The sequence below is a fragment of the Salmonella sp. SAL04214 genome (assembly GCF_046550615.1).
Taxonomy (GTDB): Bacteria; Pseudomonadota; Gammaproteobacteria; order Enterobacterales; family Enterobacteriaceae; genus Salmonella; species Salmonella enterica.
Genome location: NZ_JBGDXT010000007.1, coordinates 181079 through 198062, shown reverse-complemented (window position 1 = coordinate 198062; position 16984 = coordinate 181079). Strand labels below are relative to the sequence as shown.

Annotated in this window: 14 protein-coding genes; 2 read left to right on the top strand and 12 right to left on the bottom strand. The window is 54.8% G+C overall.

Annotated features, from left to right (window positions below; all coding sequences use genetic code 11):
- The first annotated feature begins 29 nt into the window (after positions 1-29).
- Both ACLJQD_RS14000 and ACLJQD_RS13995 read left to right on the top strand, forming a co-directional pair.
- Positions 30-6119, top strand: coding sequence for an autotransporter adhesin BigA (locus tag ACLJQD_RS14000; protein ID WP_410967617.1), 6090 nt, complete (start codon positions 30-32; stop codon positions 6117-6119).
- Positions 6120-6311: 192 nt separating this feature from the next.
- Positions 6312-6482 carry a YhfL family protein gene (locus ACLJQD_RS13995; RefSeq protein WP_000472323.1) on the top strand — a complete coding sequence of 57 codons (171 nt, stop codon included), beginning with the start codon at positions 6312-6314 and terminating at the stop codon, positions 6480-6482.
- 144 nt (positions 6483-6626) lie between these two features.
- Here ACLJQD_RS13995 and trpS read toward each other — a convergent pair whose 3' ends face one another.
- The 12 genes from trpS to ACLJQD_RS13935 form a co-directional block, all read right to left on the bottom strand.
- Positions 6627-7631, bottom strand: coding sequence for a tryptophan--tRNA ligase (gene trpS, locus ACLJQD_RS13990; protein WP_000165562.1), 1005 nt, complete (start codon positions 7629-7631; stop codon positions 6627-6629).
- A complete protein-coding gene (gph, locus tag ACLJQD_RS13985; protein WP_000359652.1) occupies positions 7624-8382 on the bottom strand; it encodes a phosphoglycolate phosphatase in 759 nt (252 codons plus the stop codon). The genes trpS and gph overlap by 8 nt, the downstream gene beginning before the upstream one ends.
- Positions 8375-9052: a ribulose-phosphate 3-epimerase gene (gene rpe / locus ACLJQD_RS13980; protein WP_017441583.1), complete on the bottom strand. Its 678-nt coding sequence runs from the start codon at positions 9050-9052 to the stop codon at positions 8375-8377. Before rpe ends, gph begins: the two co-directional genes overlap by 8 nt.
- Positions 9053-9069: 17 nt before the next feature.
- Complete coding sequence (gene dam, locus ACLJQD_RS13975) at positions 9070-9906, bottom strand: adenine-specific DNA-methyltransferase (protein WP_000742132.1); 837 nt, start codon at positions 9904-9906, stop codon at positions 9070-9072.
- A gap of 180 nt (positions 9907-10086) precedes the next feature.
- Positions 10087-11364: a cell division protein DamX gene (gene damX, locus ACLJQD_RS13970; protein WP_017441584.1), complete on the bottom strand. Its 1278-nt coding sequence runs from the start codon at positions 11362-11364 to the stop codon at positions 10087-10089.
- Between the two features lie 97 nt (positions 11365-11461).
- On the bottom strand, positions 11462-12550 hold the full coding sequence (gene aroB / locus ACLJQD_RS13965; protein ID WP_017441585.1) for a 3-dehydroquinate synthase: 1089 nt from the start codon (positions 12548-12550) through the stop codon (positions 11462-11464).
- Between the two features lie 56 nt (positions 12551-12606).
- On the bottom strand, positions 12607-13128 hold the full coding sequence (gene aroK, locus ACLJQD_RS13960; protein ID WP_000818621.1) for a shikimate kinase AroK: 522 nt from the start codon (positions 13126-13128) through the stop codon (positions 12607-12609).
- Between the two features lie 464 nt (positions 13129-13592).
- The gene (gene hofQ / locus ACLJQD_RS13955) at positions 13593-14831 is read right to left on the bottom strand and encodes a DNA uptake porin HofQ (RefSeq protein ID WP_017441586.1); all 1239 of its coding nucleotides are present in this window, start codon (positions 14829-14831) and stop codon (positions 13593-13595) included.
- Positions 14746-15147: a DUF2531 family protein gene (locus ACLJQD_RS13950; RefSeq protein WP_000868829.1), complete on the bottom strand. Its 402-nt coding sequence runs from the start codon at positions 15145-15147 to the stop codon at positions 14746-14748. Before ACLJQD_RS13950 ends, hofQ begins: the two co-directional genes overlap by 86 nt.
- Positions 15137-15610, bottom strand: coding sequence for a hypothetical protein (locus ACLJQD_RS13945; protein WP_017441587.1), 474 nt, complete (start codon positions 15608-15610; stop codon positions 15137-15139). Before ACLJQD_RS13945 ends, ACLJQD_RS13950 begins: the two co-directional genes overlap by 11 nt.
- Positions 15594-16133, bottom strand: a complete 540-nt coding sequence (locus ACLJQD_RS13940) for a PilN domain-containing protein (RefSeq protein WP_000951381.1) — start codon at positions 16131-16133, stop codon at positions 15594-15596. The genes ACLJQD_RS13945 and ACLJQD_RS13940 overlap by 17 nt, the downstream gene beginning before the upstream one ends.
- The gene (locus ACLJQD_RS13935; RefSeq protein WP_017441588.1) at positions 16133-16912 is read right to left on the bottom strand and encodes a hypothetical protein; all 780 of its coding nucleotides are present in this window, start codon (positions 16910-16912) and stop codon (positions 16133-16135) included. The genes ACLJQD_RS13940 and ACLJQD_RS13935 overlap by 1 nt, the downstream gene beginning before the upstream one ends.
- Positions 16913-16984: the final 72 nt, after the last annotated feature.

Genomic DNA, 16984 nt, shown 5'->3' with positions numbered 1-16984 from the left:
TTAGTACGCAAGGAAAATATTAATTAAGGATGAACCCTATGCAAAAGAAAAAACTTATTTCTATCGCTATCGCTTTAACGCTACAAAGTTATTACATTCCGGCCATCGCCGCAGAAAATAACGATGATGAAAAAGAATGTCCCAGTAATATCTCCTCCCTGCCTAAAGAAAAACGCGCAAAACTCTCACCGACCTGCCTTGCTACACCTGAAAATGATAATCACTGGGGCTGGGTTGCTGGCGGCGTTGCTGCACTGGTCGCAGGTGTGGCTATTGGCGTTGAAAATAACGGTGGCGGAGATTCTAATCATTCTTATACCCCCCCTACGCCCGATAATGGCGGCGACGTTACCCCGCCCGACGATGGCGGCAACGTCACCCCGCCCGACGATGGCGGCAACGTCACCCCGCCCGACGATGGCGGCGATGACAATGTGATCCCGCCCGATGATAGCGGCGATGACGATGTGACCCCGCCCGATGATAGCGGCGATGACGATGTGACCCCACCCGACGATAGCGGCGATGACGATGTAACCCCGCCCGACGATAGCGGCGATGACGATGTAACCCCGCCTGATGATAGCGGCGATGACGATGTAACCCCGCCCGACGATAGCGGCGATGACGATGTAACCCCGCCTGACGATAGCGGCGATGACGATGTGACCCCGCCCGATGATAGCGGCGATGACGATGTAACCCCGCCCGACGATAGCGGCGATGACGATGTAACCCCACCCGATGATAGCGGCGATGACGATGTGACCCCGCCTGACGATAGCGGCGATGACGATGTAACCCCGCCTGACGATAGCGGCGATGACGATGTAACCCCGCCCGACGATAGCGGCGATGACGATGTAACTCCGCCTGACGATAGCGGCGATGACGATGTAACCCCGCCCGACGATAGCGGCGATGACGACGACACGCCCCCAGACGACTCTGTTATTACCTTCAGCAACGGCGTCACCATCGATAAAGGCAAAGACACCCTGACCTTCGATAGCTTCAAACTGGATAACGGCAGCGTTCTCGAGGGTGCCGTGTGGAATTATTCAGAACAGGACAACCAGTGGCAGCTCACCACCGCGGACGGCAAAACGCTGAACGTCACTGGCTGGGACGTGACCGACGCTAATGCCGCCGTGATTGAAGGCACCCAGGAAAACGGTCTCTACTGGAAGTACGACAGCCGTGGCTATCTGATTATTGCCGACGATAAAACCACCGTTATCAGCGGCGATGACCAGGCGCATAAATCCGATCGCGGCATGGATATCAGCGGCCAGGATCGCACCGGCGTGATTATTTCCGGCGATAGAACCGTCAACACGCTCACCGGGGACTCCAGTGTGACCGACAGCGCCACCGGCATGGTTATCTCCGGTGACGGCACCACCAACACCATTTCGGGCCACTCAACGGTGGACAACGCCACCGGCGCGCTGATTTCCGGCAACGGCACCACCACCAATTTCGCCGGTGACATTGCCGTGAGCGGCGGCGGCACCGCCATCATCATCGACGGCGACAACGCCACGATTAAGAATACCGGTACCTCTGACATCAGCGGCGCAGGCTCCACCGGCACCGTCATTAACGGCAATAACGCCCGCGTCAACAACGACGGTGATATGACCATCACCGACGGCGGCACCGGCGGCCACATTACCGGCGACAACGTGGTTATCGATAACGCCGGGAGCACCACCGTCAGCGGCGCAGACGCCACGGCGCTGTATATCGATGGCGACAACGCGCTCGTTATCAACGAAGGTAATCAAACTATCTCTGGCGGCGCCGTCGGTACGCGTATTGACGGCGACGACGCCCATATCACCAATACCGGCGATATCGCGGTGGATGGCGCGGACTCTGCCGCTGTAGTTATCAATGGCGACAATGGCAGCCTGACCCAGGCGGGCGATCTGCTGGTCACCGACGGCGCGATGGGCATCATCACCTACGGCACCGGAAATGAAGCAAAAAATACCGGCAACGCCACCGTGCGTGATGCGGACTCGGTGGGTTTTGTGGTCGCAGGCGAAAAAAATACCTTCAAAAATAAAGGGGATATCGACGTCAGCCTTAACGGCACCGGTACGCAGGTGAGCGGAGATATGTCACAGGTTACGCTGGATGGCGATATCAATGTAACCGCCGTCGAAGACAGCGATAGCGTCTATCGTGGCGCAACGGGTATCGACATTACGGGGGATAACAACACGCTGGATATTGTCGGTAACGTCACAGTCAACGGCGATTATGACAACGACAGCGTGATGGCTGGCAGCACTGATACCCTGCAGGGGATGTCCGTCAGCGGCGACAATAATCAGGTGGATCTCACCGGCACGCTCAACATTAACGTCAGCGATATGAGTAATGTAGACGGGCAATATCTGAATGCCGTTGGCCTTAGTGTAACGGGTGATGGTAATTCCGTGGACTTAACTGGCGGTATTAATATCAACTACACCCAGGATGCTGATGGCATCGAATCGCCCGTTGTCGGCATAAATATCAACGGCGACAGCAGCGTAACACTAAGCGGTCAGTCCACGCTCGATATTACCAGCGTCACCGGCGGCGCGGTGACGCTGGCCTATGTGCAAAACGGCGGCAACTTAACGTTAGACCAAAGCTCAACGATTAATGTCAACAGCACACTTCTGCCTGCTGGTTATTACATGGAAAATGCGCTCTTAACCGCCACGGGTCAGGGCTCCACGATCAATAATCAGGGAACGATCGTGGATAATGGCGCGGTCTCTTTGTTGCTGGCGAACAGCGGCGCACAGGGAGGAAACAGCGGCGATATTACCGCCTATGCCACAACCGGTGAGGATAACCGTAATGCAATCACCGCCGCCAATGGCCAGGGCTCCACGTTCAACAATGAAACGGGAGGAACCATCACGGTAGTGTCGTCATTAACTCCGGTTGTGGATGGTGGCGCATTCGGATTCCCGCTTGCGTGGCGCAACAACACGCTTTACGCCATGCTGGCGGAGGGTTACGGCGAGGTGAGTAACGATGCCGGCGCCCACATATATTTGCAGGGCGCAGGAGTATATGGCGTATCCGCCAGTAAAGGCACGGCGTCCAATGCCGGGGATATTTACCTGGACGGTTTAGTCCCGACGCTGGATGATGAAAACCATATCACCGACAAAACTTACTGGGCGCCGCCGCAACTTTATGTCACCAGTTCCGCAATGGTAGCGGGCTCCACCGATGGCGGTTATGGCGACGCCACCGCTATCAACACCGGCACCATTACCGTTAACAACGCCGGGTTCGGCATGATGGCGCTCAACGGCGGTACCGCCATTAACCAGGGCGTAATCACCCTGACCGCCGATGACGGCGTTACCGGCCAGGCAAACGAGTTGGTCGGGATGGCGGCGCTCAGCGGCGGCACCGTCATCAATGACACCAGCGGCATCATCAATATTGATGCCGATTACGGCCAGCCCTTCCTGACCGACGGCAGTGGCCTGATTATTAACTATGGCCAGGTCTGCTTTGGCGACGATTGCCAAAACAGTGAAGAGTACAATCCAACAAACGGTGACGTTTCAATCCCTTACACGGATGGCGCAACTATTGCCGATGCCGGAACAAGCACCACGCTTGAAAATAACGCCGTGGTGACAGGGAACGTCAATAATGCCGGAGAGGTCAGCGGCAAGCCAATCACAGTCCTGGATAGCGGCACGCTGACCAACAACGACAGCGGTGTTATCAATAGCGATACCAAGGTATCCGGTAACCTTGTCAATGATGGCACCATAAGCGGTAAACTGACGCAAAATGGCGGCGATATCGTTAATAATGGCACCATTGACAGCCGTAGCCTGACGACCGGCGGCGTATTAACTAACGGCACGGATGGCACCATGACCTCCGGCGCCAAAGTCACCGGTGCGAATAGCGCCATCATCAACGATGGTACCTTCCAGCTTGGCTCCGCAACAGACGCGACCAACGCCTCAATGCTGGAAATTAACGATTACGCACAATTCTTTAATACCGGCACGCTGATCCTTGATAACAACAAAAATGCCATTCACCTGAATCCGAATAACGGAACGCTGTATAACACAGGGACGATGGATCTTACGGCAACCTCCAATAAGGGGGCGATTAACTATTGGGGCGCAGGCGCTACATTCATCAATGACGGTACGGTCAATGCTACCACGGCGACACTGGCTTATGCGGCCGGTGGCGCAAGCAGCGCGCCGGATCAACACGCGTTCTTCTGGAACCAGTCAAACGGCGTTATCAACTACGATGCGGATAATGGCCGCGCGGTAGATTTTTCTGCCAACAGCAATTACGTGGCGGTCAACGACGGCACCATGAATATCAGCGGTAATAACGCTTACGGTATGTATGGCGGCAAAAATGCGCAACTGGTCAACAACGGCACCATTGAACTGGGTACAGAAGGCACCACCGACACGGGTATGGTGGCGATGGCGCTGGATAAAAATGCCACCGCCGACGCGGTTATTGAGAACAACGGCACGATTAATATTCACGCCAATAACTCTTACGCGTTCAGCGTGGCGGGCGCAGGTCATGTGGTCAATAACGGTACGGTCGTCATTGACGATAACGTGACGGGTTCCGGCCTCATTAAACAGGGTGACAGCGTTAACGTCGAAGGGACAAACGGTAATAACGGCAACAGCGACGAGGCGCATTATGCCGACTATACGTTGCCGGGAACGCCGGTTGAACCTGACGGTAACATGACTTCCGGCTCCACCACCAGCGGCGCGTCCAATAACCTGAACGGCTACGTGGTTGGCACTAACGCCGACGGCAGCGCCGGTAAGCTTAAGGTCAGCAACGCCAGCATGAACGGTGTGGAAATTAACACCGGGTTCACCGCAGGCACCGCCGACACCACCGTCAGCTTTGACAACGTGGTTGAGGGCAGCAACCTGTCCGACGCAGGCGCGATTCAGTCCACTTCCGTAGTCTGGAACGCCCAGGGTAGCCAGGATGCCGACGGCAACGTTGACGTCACCATGACCAAAAACGCCTATGCCGATGTGGCGACCGACAGCTCGGTAAGCGACGTGGCGCAGGCGCTGGACGCCGGTTACACCAACAACGAGCTGTACACCAGCCTTAATGTGGGTACTACCGCCGAGCTGAACAGCGCACTCAAGCAGGTGAGCGGTGCTCAAGCCACCACGGTATTCCGTGAAGCGCGTGTACTCAGCAACCGCTTTACCATGCTGGCCGACGCCGCGCCGCAGATCAAAGATGGCCTGGCGTTCAACGTCGTAGCGAAAGGCGACCCACGTGCGGAGCTGGGCAACGACACCCAGTACGATATGCTGGCATTACGCCAGACGTTGGATCTCACCGCCAGCCAGAATCTGACGCTGGAGTACGGTATTGCGCGTCTGGATGGCGACGGTTCGAAAACCGTAGGCGATAACGGCCTGACCGGCGGCTACAGCCAGTTCTTTGGCCTGAAGCACAGCATGGCATTTGATGAAGGTCTGGCGTGGAACAACAGCCTGCGCTATGACGTGCATAACCTCGACAGCAGCCGTTCTGTCGCCTATGGCGATGTCAACAAAATTGCTGATTCCGACATGCGTCAGCAGTACCTTGAGTTTCGCAGTGAAGGGGCGAAAACTTTCACCATGATGAGTGATACGCTGAAAGTCACGCCGTATGCCGGAGTGAAATTCCGTCACACCATGGAAGATGGCTACAAAGAGCGCAGCGCCGGAGATTTTAACCTGTCCATGAACTCTGGCAACGAAACGGCGGTAGACTCTATTGTCGGCCTGAAGCTGGATTACGCCGGGAAAGACGGCTGGAGCGCTACCGCTACCCTGGAAGGCGGCCCGAACCTGAGCTACAGCAAGAGCCAGCGTACAGCGTCATTACAGGGTGCGGCGGGTCAATCGTTCGGCGTGGATGACGGTCAAAAAGGCGGCGGCGTTAATGGTCTGGCAACCATCGGCGTGAAATATAGCAGCAATGATACCGCGCTACATCTGGATGCCTACCAGTGGAAGGAAGACGGTATCAGCGATAAAGGCTTTATGCTTAACGTTAAGAAAACATTTCGTTAAATAAACGACATTATATAACACTAATAAAGGCCGCTTATTATTAAGCGGCCTTTTTAAATCATATCCCCTGGTAAAGATAAAGTCCTTATTTGGACTACCTGGATGATTCATTAATTGCTATCGTACTATACGCTAAATAGATCTTATATTTATTCCACCAGTAGTGCTCGTTTTATCAACAAGGATTTTGAAATGTTTAAATTTGTAAAAATTGCCGTTGTGGCAGGGGTTCTGGCGACGCTCACTGCTTGTACTGGTCATATCGAAAACAAAAAAAATAACTGCAGCTACGATTATTTGCTGCACCCTGCAATTTCTATTTCTAAAATTATTGGCGGTTGCGGCCCGGCTGCCGATCAATAATAGAAACGACTGCGCAGATACAAAAAAACCGGGATTTTCCCGGTTTTTTTACAGGTCTGATAAACGGTACGGCGCAGATGCCTTGTCCAACCTACGCTCGTTTGTAGGCCCGATAAGCCAGCGCCATCGGGCAAGCAATAACCCTTACGGTTTCGCCACAAAGCCAATGGCTTCGTAAACGGCTTTCAGCGTTTCGGCCGCACGTGCGCTGGCTTTTTCCGCCCCGTCTTTCATCACCTTCTGCAAGAACGCTTCGTCGTTGCGGAAACGATGATAGCGCTCCTGCAACTCAGACAGCATTCCGGAAACCGCCTCCGCCACTTCGCCTTTCAAATGGCCATACATTTTACCTTCAAACTGTTTTTCCAGTTCAGGAATGCTCTGACCGGTCACGGCGGAAAGAATATCCAGCAGGTTAGAGACACCCGCTTTCTCTTTCACATCATAACGCACTACCGGCGGCTCGTCGGAGTCAGTGACCGCACGTTTGATTTTCTTCACTACCGATTTCGGATCTTCCAGCAGGCCGATCACGTTATTACGGTTATCGTCCGATTTGGACATTTTCTTCGTCGGCTCCAGCAGCGACATCACGCGCGCGCCGGATTTTGGAATAAACGGTTCCGGTACTTTGAAAATATCGCCATACAGCCCGTTGAAACGCTGGGCGATATCGCGGCTCAGTTCCAGATGCTGCTTCTGATCTTCGCCTACCGGCACCAGATTGGTTTGGTACAACAGGATGTCTGCCGCCATCAGCACCGGGTAATCAAACAGGCCGGCGTTAATGTTTTCCGCATAGCGCGCAGATTTATCTTTAAACTGCGTCATACGGCTCAGCTCGCCGAAATAGGTATAGCAGTTCAGCGCCCAGCCAAGCTGCGCATGTTCCGGCACATGGGACTGAACGAAAATAGTGCTCTTTTCAGGATCAATACCACATGCCAGGTACAGCGCCAGCGTATCCAGCGTCGCTTTACGTAGCTGCTGCGCGTCCTGACGCACGGTAATAGCATGTTGGTCTACGATGCAGTAGATGCAATGATAGTCATCCTGCATGTTTACCCACTGACGCAATGCCCCCATATAGTTGCCAATGGTCAATTCACCTGAGGGCTGTGCGCCACTAAAAACGATGGGCTTAGTCATTTTTTATTTCCTGGTTATCGCTATGCGGAAGCCCAAGTGCGGGCAAAAGATCGTTAAAACTGTCATAAATGACGTCCGGCTCGCTAAGGGCGATCGCTTCGCCATAATTGTAGCCGTATGTCAGGCCAACCGAAGGGCAGCCCGCCGCTTTTGCAGCCTGAATATCATTACGCGAATCGCCGACAAAAAGCATCTGCTCCGGCATCATGCCCAGCCGGCTTGCCACCAGCAACAGCGGCTCCGGATGCGGCTTCTTATTTTGCACATCATCGCCGCCGATAACCACACTAAAGTATTTGGCGATATCAAGCGATTCCAACAACGGCGCGACGAACGGCGTCGGCTTATTCGTCACCAGACCTAATGACAATCCGCTGGCGTGCAGCGCGCCCAGCGTGTCGGCGACATGCGGAAATAAAAAAGTGCCTTCTTCCGCCACTTCGCCATAATACCTGTCGAACAGTTTACGCAGAATGCGTACCTGTTCCTCGGCAGGAATATCTTCATCAACGGGCGGTTTCCCCATCGTCTTACGCAGCGTGGCGCGCTCCTCGCGAGCCCAGGTCAGCGCGCGTTCCATCAATACGTCTGCGCCGTTACCAATCCAGGTAATCACGCGCTCCTCGCCCGCGACCGGCAGTTCCAGCGCATACAGCGCCATATCCACCGCCGCGGCAAGACCCGGCGCGCTATCCACCAGCGTGCCGTCAAGATCAAAGGCGACGCCCCGAATATTCTGCAACTTATCCATGACTTACCTTTGCCAGCTCACTGCGCATTTCATCAATCACTTTTTTGTAGTCGGGCTTATCGAAAATTGCCGACCCCGCAACAAACATGTCCGCACCTGCTGCGGCGATCTCGCCGATATTGTTCACCTTCACGCCGCCGTCCACTTCCAGGCGAATGTCGTAACCGGACGCATCAATGCGGCGACGCACTTCGCGCAGTTTATCCAGCGTCTGCGGAATAAAAGACTGGCCGCCGAAGCCTGGGTTCACGGACATCAGCAGGATCACATCCAGTTTGTCCATGACGTAATCGAGATAACTGAGCGACGTTGCCGGGTTGAATACCAGCCCCGCTTTACAGCCGTGTTCTTTAATCAACTGTAGCGTGCGGTCAACATGTTCGGAGGCTTCCGGGTGAAAAGTAATGATGCTCGCGCCAGCGGTGGCAAAGTCGGGCACGATACGGTCGACTGGCTTGACCATCAGGTGGACATCAATTGGCGCGGTAATACCGTACTGACGCAGGGATTTCAGCACCATCGGGCCGATAGTCAGGTTCGGCACATAGTGATTATCCATGACGTCAAAGTGTACAACATCAGCACCGGCAGCCAGCGCTTTGGCGGTGTCTTCACCCAGGCGAGCAAAATCAGCCGACAGAATTGAGGGGGCAATCAAATACTGTTTCATCCGCTTCTCCTTGAGAATTATTTTCTTGCAGGCGTTGCGACTCCTGGTTGGTACAGAGCCAGCAGTTCGTCCACCTTTTTACGTGTGCCGCCGTTGCTGCTTATACTGCGTCTAACTTTGACGACATGCAATTTTGCGAGTTGATACCACTCGCGTGTGAGCGCCGTATCATGGTTGGAAATGAGCACCGGTATCCGGTTACTGACCAGATTCTCAGCGATTTCCGCCAGATGCGCTTGTTGCGTCAGGCTAAAACTATTGGTGTGATACGCTGTGAAGTTAGCCGTGGCGGACAACGGCGCATAAGGCGGATCGCAATAGACCACCGACGACTTGTCCGCACGCGCCATACTGTCTGCGTATGACTCACAGTAAAAGAACGCATTCTGCGCTTTTTCTGCAAAGTGGTACAACTCCGCTTCCGGGAAGTAAGGTCTTTTATAACGACCAAACGGTACATTAAATTCCCCGCGCAAGTTATAGCGACAGAGTCCGTTATAACCGTAGCGATTCAGATATAAAAACAGTACCGCCCGACGAAAGGGGTCCTGGCAGGTGTTGAACTCCTCACGGAGTTGGTAATAGACCTCAGCCTGGTTAGTTTCAGGCATAAACAGCTCGCGCGAAGCCTGTACATACTCGTCAGTACGTAACTTCACGATGTTATAGAGGCTAATAAGGTCGCTGTTGATATCGGCGAGGATATAACGAGAAAAGTCGGTGTTAAGAAACACCGATCCGGCACCCACAAAAGGTTCGACAAGGCACTCGCCTTTTGGCAAATGTCGTTTGATATCATCAAGCAGAGGGTATTTTCCCCCTGCCCACTTCAAAAAAGCGCGATTTTTTTTCATGCTGACTAACTAATTACACCTTCTCCGGCTGTGGAGAAAGCTCCGACAGCATCCTGCGCTTTAGGCTGTGCCGCGTTGCTTTACGGCGCATTTGACGGTAGCAAATGCGCCCCTCGCGCCTGTCCTGAACAAAAATAGCTGTCAGCGACACTCACAGGCAATTGCAGGACACAGCCTGGATTATTTCAGATCGGCCTGAACCTGATGCAACGGTTTTGCCCACGGGTTTTTCGCCTGCACATCGGCAGGTAAGGTGGACACCGCACGTTTAGCATCTTCTTTCGAAGCATACATCCCCGTTACCAGCACATACCACGGTTGTCCATTACGCGTCGTCTCGTATACCACATAATTTTTCAGGTTCTCTTTCTTCGCCCAACCGTTCAGGTTGTCGTAATTTGAAGAACTACTGAGCTGCAATGTGTAGTGGCTGGATGGCGCGCTCTTTAAGGCGCCAACGTTGCCGGCGCTTTTCCCGCCGCCTGCGACAGGCGTCGTCGAGGCTTGCGCTGGCTTCGCGGTTTGTACCGGCGCAGCGCTTGCCGTCGCTGTCGGTGCAGCCGTCGTGGTGGTCGCTTTCGGCGTCGCGGTCGGCGCTGCCGGTTCCGTGCGTTTCACTGGCGCGACCGGTTTCTTCGGTTCCGCAGTCGTGGTTTTCGCCGTGGTCTGCGGTTTCTTAGGTTCAATGACGGCCTGTTTACGTTCCGGACGCGTGGTATGACGCTCAGTAGGTTCGCTAACCGCCGCCTGACGCGTCGTGCTGCCATTGCGAACTGGCGCGACGGTTGCAGGCTCTGTCGGCAACGTAGAGTTCACCGCAACATTGTTCATCTGCTCTGGATTCTGCGTCAGCGCATTATTCAGATCGCCCTGCACTTCCACGCGCTGCTGACCGTCAGCGACCACAGGCGACTGTCCCTGCGTCGGCGTTGAAGAAATCGGCGGCAACGAAATATCCTGCGACGTATTGCCCGCGGTTTGTTCTGCGGAGGTGGCGCCCGGCGCAGGCTGGGTCGCATTCGCCTGATCGGCGGCGTTACCGGAAAGATCGATACTCTTTTCGCCAGAGGCCGACGGCTCGCTGGAAGACGTTGAGGGGGCTTTCAGCGCGGAGCCGATACCGATAATCAACAGCAGCAGCACCAGCACGCCAACGCCCATCATCATGTACTGACGAGAGGCTGGCTTATGGGCCGCTTTTTTACGCTTACGTGGACGGCGTTCAACACGCTCTTCGTCCACCGTATCGTCTTCATCGGATTCGTACTCTTCTTCAACTTCAGGTTCTTCACTACGCGCTTTACGCGTACGCGTCGGACGGCGATCGTCGGCATCCAGATCAACGTCATCAAAGTTGATCTGCGGCTCATTATCGCGTTCTGAAGATTGACGAGAACGACCAGTACGACGATCGCTGGGATCGGGTTTCAGCTCGTCTTCTGGTTTGAATTCATCCATTTAACACCCCACTCAAAGGTTAATGCTTACGACATTGCGCATAACCTGAAGCTAAAAGACTGACATCTACGCAATATCAGTCTGACCTTTCTTGTTGTTACGCCTGCTGACAGTCAGCAATCGCGCTAAGAACGACTTCGTGCGACACTCCGCCGCGCACTTCACTTTTCCCTATGGCCAGCGGAAGCACTAAACGCAGCTCCCCCGCTAACACTTTTTTATCTCGCAGCATGTGCGGCAAATAGTCCTGCGCGGACATCTCGCAAGGGCCATTGACTGGCAACCCGGCCCGTTCGAGTAGAGCGATGATGCGCTGCGTATCAGCAGAACTGAACTGCCCCAAACGCTCGGATGCGCGCGCAGCCATCACTATACCTGCGGCAACGGCTTCACCATGTAACCAATTGCCATATCCCATTTCCGCTTCAATGGCGTGGCCAAAGGTATGCCCAAGATTCAGTAAAGCACGTAAGCCCGCTTCACGCTCGTCGGCGGCAACAACTTCGGCTTTCAGCTCGCAACAACGACGAATACAGTACGCCATCGCCGGGCCGTCCAGACGCAACAGCGCATCCAGATTACCCTCAAGCCAGGTAAAGAAGTCCGCGTCGAGTATAATGCCGTATTTGATCACCTCTGCCAGTCCCGATGCCAGTTCGCGTGCGGGAAGCGTTTTCAGGCAATCAAGATCGACAACCACAGAAGCGGGTTGGTAAAACGCGCCAATCATGTTTTTGCCAAGGGGATGGTTGACGGCGGTCTTCCCGCCCACGGAAGAATCAACCTGCGACAGTAAGGTAGTTGGCACCTGGATGAAACGAACGCCTCGCTGGTAGCTGGCCGCCGCAAAACCGGTGAGATCGCCAATCACGCCGCCGCCAAGCGCGACCAGCGTGGTATCACGACCATGCGGTTTTTTCAGTAACGCCGTAAACACCGTATCCAGCACCGTCAGGCTCTTATACTGCTCGCCGTCAGGAAGAATCACGCTGTCTACGTTAACGCCCGCCCGTTCGAGTAAGCCGCGAACCTTGTCCAGATAAAGCGGCGCCAGGGTTTCGTTGGTCACTAACATGACCTGATCGCCTGATTTCAGCGGCAAGAATGAAGCTGGTTCGTTAAACAAACCAGCCGCGATGGTGATCGGGTAACTACGTTCCCCGAGAGTGACTGTAATCCTCTCCATGACGCGACATCCACCTTAGTTACTTGTGCCCGCTTACCCAGCGTATTCTGCTTGAATTAGTTGCTTTCCAGCATATGAATAATCTGGTTTGCCACAACCTTAGCGCTTTGATCGTCGGTGCGAATGGTGACGTCGGCAATCTCTTCGTACAGCGGATTGCGTTCGTTAGCCAGCGCTTCCAGAACTTCGCGAGGCGGTGCTTCAACCTGCAACAGCGGGCGTTTTTTATCACGCTGCGTGCGCGCCAGTTGTTTTTCGATGGTCGTTTCAAGGTAGACCACGACGCCACGCGCGGAGAGACGGTTACGCGTTTCACGCGATTTTACAGAGCCACCGCCGGTTGCCAGCACAATACCCTGTTTTTCCGTCAATTCGTTGATAACTTTTTCTTCACGATTACGGAAGCCGTCTTCACCTTCAACATCGAAGACCCAGCCCACATCAGCTCCGGTTCGTTTCTCAATCTCTTGATCAGAATCGTAAAATTCCATATTGAGTTGTTGAGCTAACTGGCGCCCAATAGTGCTTTTTCCGGCACCCATAGGCCCAACCAGAAAGATATTGCGTTTCTCTGCCATTTTTTCGGTACTACTAAGACTATTCGTTAATGGTAAACCCGCTTCACAGACACCCAGCGCAGCAGGACATGAACTGAAACCTCATAAGATATTGCGAGAGTCAGACTGAAAATTATCTCAATACTCAAGCGGGTTTGGCAACTGAATAAATCACCAAGCCTGATTGTTGCAAAACCCGAGTTAGCGTTGCCGGATGGCGGCCAGAACAACATATCCGGCCTACAAATTGCTCTACTTTCAAACAATTGTGCGCAATCCGCAGAACCAATACGTCTGCATCAGCGGACATTCAGCCGTTTATCATCGGTCTTATGCACACCTTCGGCAAGGCAAAGCGCATTAATCAATGCGTCAGCAACGAAAAGCACGACTCTCAAATCGGTACTCCTTGTATGCTAAATACATCCGCACGTCAAATCCCGCAGATGCGTTCAGTGCAAAAACAGCGCTTTTTTATGCATAAATTATTCTGTCGCCACCAGTCTGGGGGTGATAAACACCACTAATTCGCGTCGCTCGTCCTCTTTACCGTCATGGCGGAAGAGCTGACCAAGCCAGGGAATATCCCCCAACAGCGGCACGCTATCGCTACCCGATTTATTTTTTCGCGAAAAAATACCGCCCAGCGCCAGCGTCTCGCCGCTTTTTACCTCTACCTGCGTTTCAATTTCCTGTTTATCTATCGCCAGCACTTCGCCGTCAGCCTGTTGTAGTACCTGACCGGGGACATTCTGGCTGATATGTAACTTCAGGCGGATGCGCCCTTTTTGCAAAACGGTGGGCGTCACCTCCATTCCCAGCACCGCTTCTTTAAATTCCACGGAGGTCGCGCCGCTTTCGCCGCTGGAAACCTGATAAGGAATTTCGCTGCCTTGCTTGATACTGGCTGGCTGCAGATGGGAAGCCAGCAGCCGGGGGCTGGCGATAATATCCAACTGCTGCTTTTGCTCCAGCGCTGACAGCTCCAGATCCAGCAAGCGTCCGTTAATGCGCCCGATGTTAAACCCGACGCGTGAGGTGGCGGCGGCGACGGATAAATCACTGGAAAGCGTCGTCACGTCACCCACCGCGCCCGCTTGCGTCGCGTCAGCCAGCGTCCACTTTACGCCCAGTTCCCGTAGACTCTTTTCGTTAATGGTGACGATATGCGCCGCCAGCTCCACCTGCGCCACCGGCAGATCCATTTGCGATACCCATTTTTCCAGCTCCGCCAGGGCCGCGCGGTTATCGCGTAACAGCAGGCGGTTGGTGCGCTTATCTACCATGATGGTTCCCTTCGCGCTCAGGAGTTTCTCGCCCGCTTTCGCCAGTTCGCCGGCATCGGCGTATTGCAGGCTAATGCTGCGGTTTTCCAGCGGTAAATTAGCCTGAAGCCTTAACCGCTCGGCATCCTGCCGCGCACTGTGTTCTTTCTGCCAGGCCTGTGAATGAACATGGAGAATATTCCCCTCCTGACGCAGCACCAGCCCCGCGCTATTGACCACCGTCTGTAGCGCCTGTTTCCACGGCACATCCGTCAGATGTAGCGATAATGTCCCGCTGACGTCCGGCGACACCACCAGATTCTGCCGCTCCTGCTCGGCTAAAGCCTGCAAAACCTGCACCACAGGGACGTCGTCAACCACCAGCGTCACTTTCGCCGCTTTTCCCGCCTGCGCGGCGGGCATCAAGGCTATCAGTATTATGGCTATCCATCGCTTCATTGTCCGCTCCCTGACGTAGCCACCGCCACTGCGGCGGCGCACAATTTTTACCGGTCGTTAACGTTAAGGCTTCCGCCGTCAGGTGGACAATCGTCCAACCGTTTTCCAGCGTCTGCCCTTCTTCCACTCGCCGCCATTTTTGCTGGCTGTCTTTAAGAATGCCTGTCCATCGCTCGCCTTTACGCACCGCGCCCTGATACCGCCACTGCGAGAGTTCGGCTATCCGGCAGCGATCTTCCGGCGGGCGGAAGGGATCGCGCATTCCTGTCAACATCAGCAAACAAAAACAGAGCAATACACCGCGGCTAACCTTCATTCGCCAGGCGCTCCAGTTGCAGCGTCATCAATAATTCCGCCCCCTCTTTACACAATGAAAACCGACTTACGCTCATCTCGCTTTCGGCCAACCGGACAAACAGCGACGGCACCGCATCCCAGGACGTTTTCAGCGCCAATTCTCCCCCCTGCGCCGATGGCTGCCAGTGCAGCAAACGCAGGGGAGGCGCCTGGAAATCTAACGGCGAAAAAGGACGCGGATTTTCCACGGTGCGCCCGAAAAGCGGTTCAGCCGCGACGCTCAGACGGCGCAGATGACGCCACTGTTGCCGGGCGGCCTCGCGCTGCTGGCTTAACCGCATTTGTTGCGTATCCAGCGTTTTCCAGCCGGGATAGCCCACAGATAACGCAACCGTCAGCGTCAGGCACAGCACGCCTGCACACCAACCAAAAACCCGACCACGGCGCGACATCCCGTACCAGATATCAAAGAGCGCGTTCACGGGCGGCGCTCCTCGTTAACTGATAATGGAACTGCCAGCGCCCTTGCGCATCCTGCTGCGTGGCGCCCGTGCGGTTTAGCGGAAAACTGACATAGTGACGAAGCGATGTCTCAAGCGTGAGCAGGGCGTCAAACGTTCTCGCCAGCCCTTCCAGCTCTAGCGTCTCTTGCTGATAATTGAGGCTTGTCAGCCATGCCTGCTCTGGCAACAGGTTGGCAAGGTCAGTCAAGATAGATTGCCAGGCTTGCGTCAGTTCACGCTGCGCCTGACGTTGTAATCGCGCCTGTTGCTGCCGCTGACGCTGCTGCAACTGCGGTATGTTCGCCGCAAGCGCCGTCGTGTGTCCGTTTTCCGCCGTCAGTAGCAGTTCATTAATCCTTCCCTCCTGCCAAAAAACCAACCGGGCGATCGTCGCGAGGCTTGCTATCAGCAGCAGGGACGCGCCCCATACCACGCACCACAGCCGCAGACGCGCTACGTAATGTTGGCGCCGCCAGGGGAGCAAATTGACAGAATGCGCCATCAGCGTATCTCCCCCATGGCTAAACCCAGCGCAATCGCAAAGCGATAACCGTCCGGCGGAACCGGCGGTTGGCGGACGGTTACGGCGCGCCAGGGGTCGAATTCGCCCTCGGCGCATAACGAAATATGTTCCGGCACGACGGATAATGTTGCGGCAAGGTCATGCAGCGTCGTCGCATCGCGCGCCGATTTACGCCCCCACGCATAGCGCGTCGCCCACAGCCACTGGCTCTCATCGCGCCAGACCAGACATTGCCGCCCCGAAGGTATAAACGGCAGCAAGCGCTGTAACGCGCAGGCATCGGGCGTTACAGCAGCGATGCGCACATTGAGCGTTTGCGCCAGCGTTAACAGCTCTGAAATTTCTTTGCTTTGCACGGCGGTAACGTTGAACGCGGGACTTAGCGCATCGTCCTGAAAGTCGAAACGCAATAAGTCCGGATCCATATCCAGCTCACGCGCCATCGTTTGTGAAAGCCATGCGACTTGCTCACGTTCCCGCAGACGCATCGGCGGATGTGGAAAAGCGCGTTGCAATGTCCGATTTGCGGGAAAAGAGAGATAAATACGGTGACGTAGCGGCAGCTCACGGCTCCAGGGGCGCAGTACGTGAGCCAGCGATTGCGGGTCAGGAATCGTACCCTCTGCCGTGGAGGCGTTCATCAGCGGCAGTCGCCACCAACGTTGCAGGGACCAGCCCGATGCGCCGCGAATAACGGCGATGGCCAGCGCTTCATGCTGCTGAATATGCAATCCTATTTGCCAGGTTTTAAAAGCCATAACGGTCGATCTCCTTATCACCCGTCGCGTTAACGGGTATATCAATGCGTCTGGCTTGCCTTTATACTACCG

Excerpts from the sequence above, each read along its gene's own strand:
- ACLJQD_RS14000 (WP_410967617.1), top strand. The coding sequence starts at position 30 with ATGAACCCTATGCAAAAGAAAAAACTTATTTCTATCGCTATCGCTTTA.
- ACLJQD_RS13995 (WP_000472323.1), top strand. The coding sequence starts at position 6,312 with ATGTTTAAATTTGTAAAAATTGCCGTTGTGGCAGGGGTTCTGGCGACG.
- trpS (WP_000165562.1), bottom strand. The coding sequence starts at position 7,631 with ATGACTAAGCCCATCGTTTTTAGTGGCGCACAGCCCTCAGGTGAATTG.
- gph (WP_000359652.1), bottom strand. The coding sequence starts at position 8,382 with ATGGATAAGTTGCAGAATATTCGGGGCGTCGCCTTTGATCTTGACGGC.
- rpe (WP_017441583.1), bottom strand. The coding sequence starts at position 9,052 with ATGAAACAGTATTTGATTGCCCCCTCAATTCTGTCGGCTGATTTTGCT.
- dam (WP_000742132.1), bottom strand. The coding sequence starts at position 9,906 with ATGAAAAAAAATCGCGCTTTTTTGAAGTGGGCAGGGGGAAAATACCCT.
- damX (WP_017441584.1), bottom strand. The coding sequence starts at position 11,364 with ATGGATGAATTCAAACCAGAAGACGAGCTGAAACCCGATCCCAGCGAT.
- aroB (WP_017441585.1), bottom strand. The coding sequence starts at position 12,550 with ATGGAGAGGATTACAGTCACTCTCGGGGAACGTAGTTACCCGATCACC.
- aroK (WP_000818621.1), bottom strand. The coding sequence starts at position 13,128 with ATGGCAGAGAAACGCAATATCTTTCTGGTTGGGCCTATGGGTGCCGGA.
- hofQ (WP_017441586.1), bottom strand. The coding sequence starts at position 14,831 with ATGAAGCGATGGATAGCCATAATACTGATAGCCTTGATGCCCGCCGCG.
- ACLJQD_RS13950 (WP_000868829.1), bottom strand. The coding sequence starts at position 15,147 with ATGAAGGTTAGCCGCGGTGTATTGCTCTGTTTTTGTTTGCTGATGTTG.
- ACLJQD_RS13940 (WP_000951381.1), bottom strand. The coding sequence starts at position 16,133 with ATGGCGCATTCTGTCAATTTGCTCCCCTGGCGGCGCCAACATTACGTA.
- ACLJQD_RS13935 (WP_017441588.1), bottom strand. The coding sequence starts at position 16,912 with ATGGCTTTTAAAACCTGGCAAATAGGATTGCATATTCAGCAGCATGAA.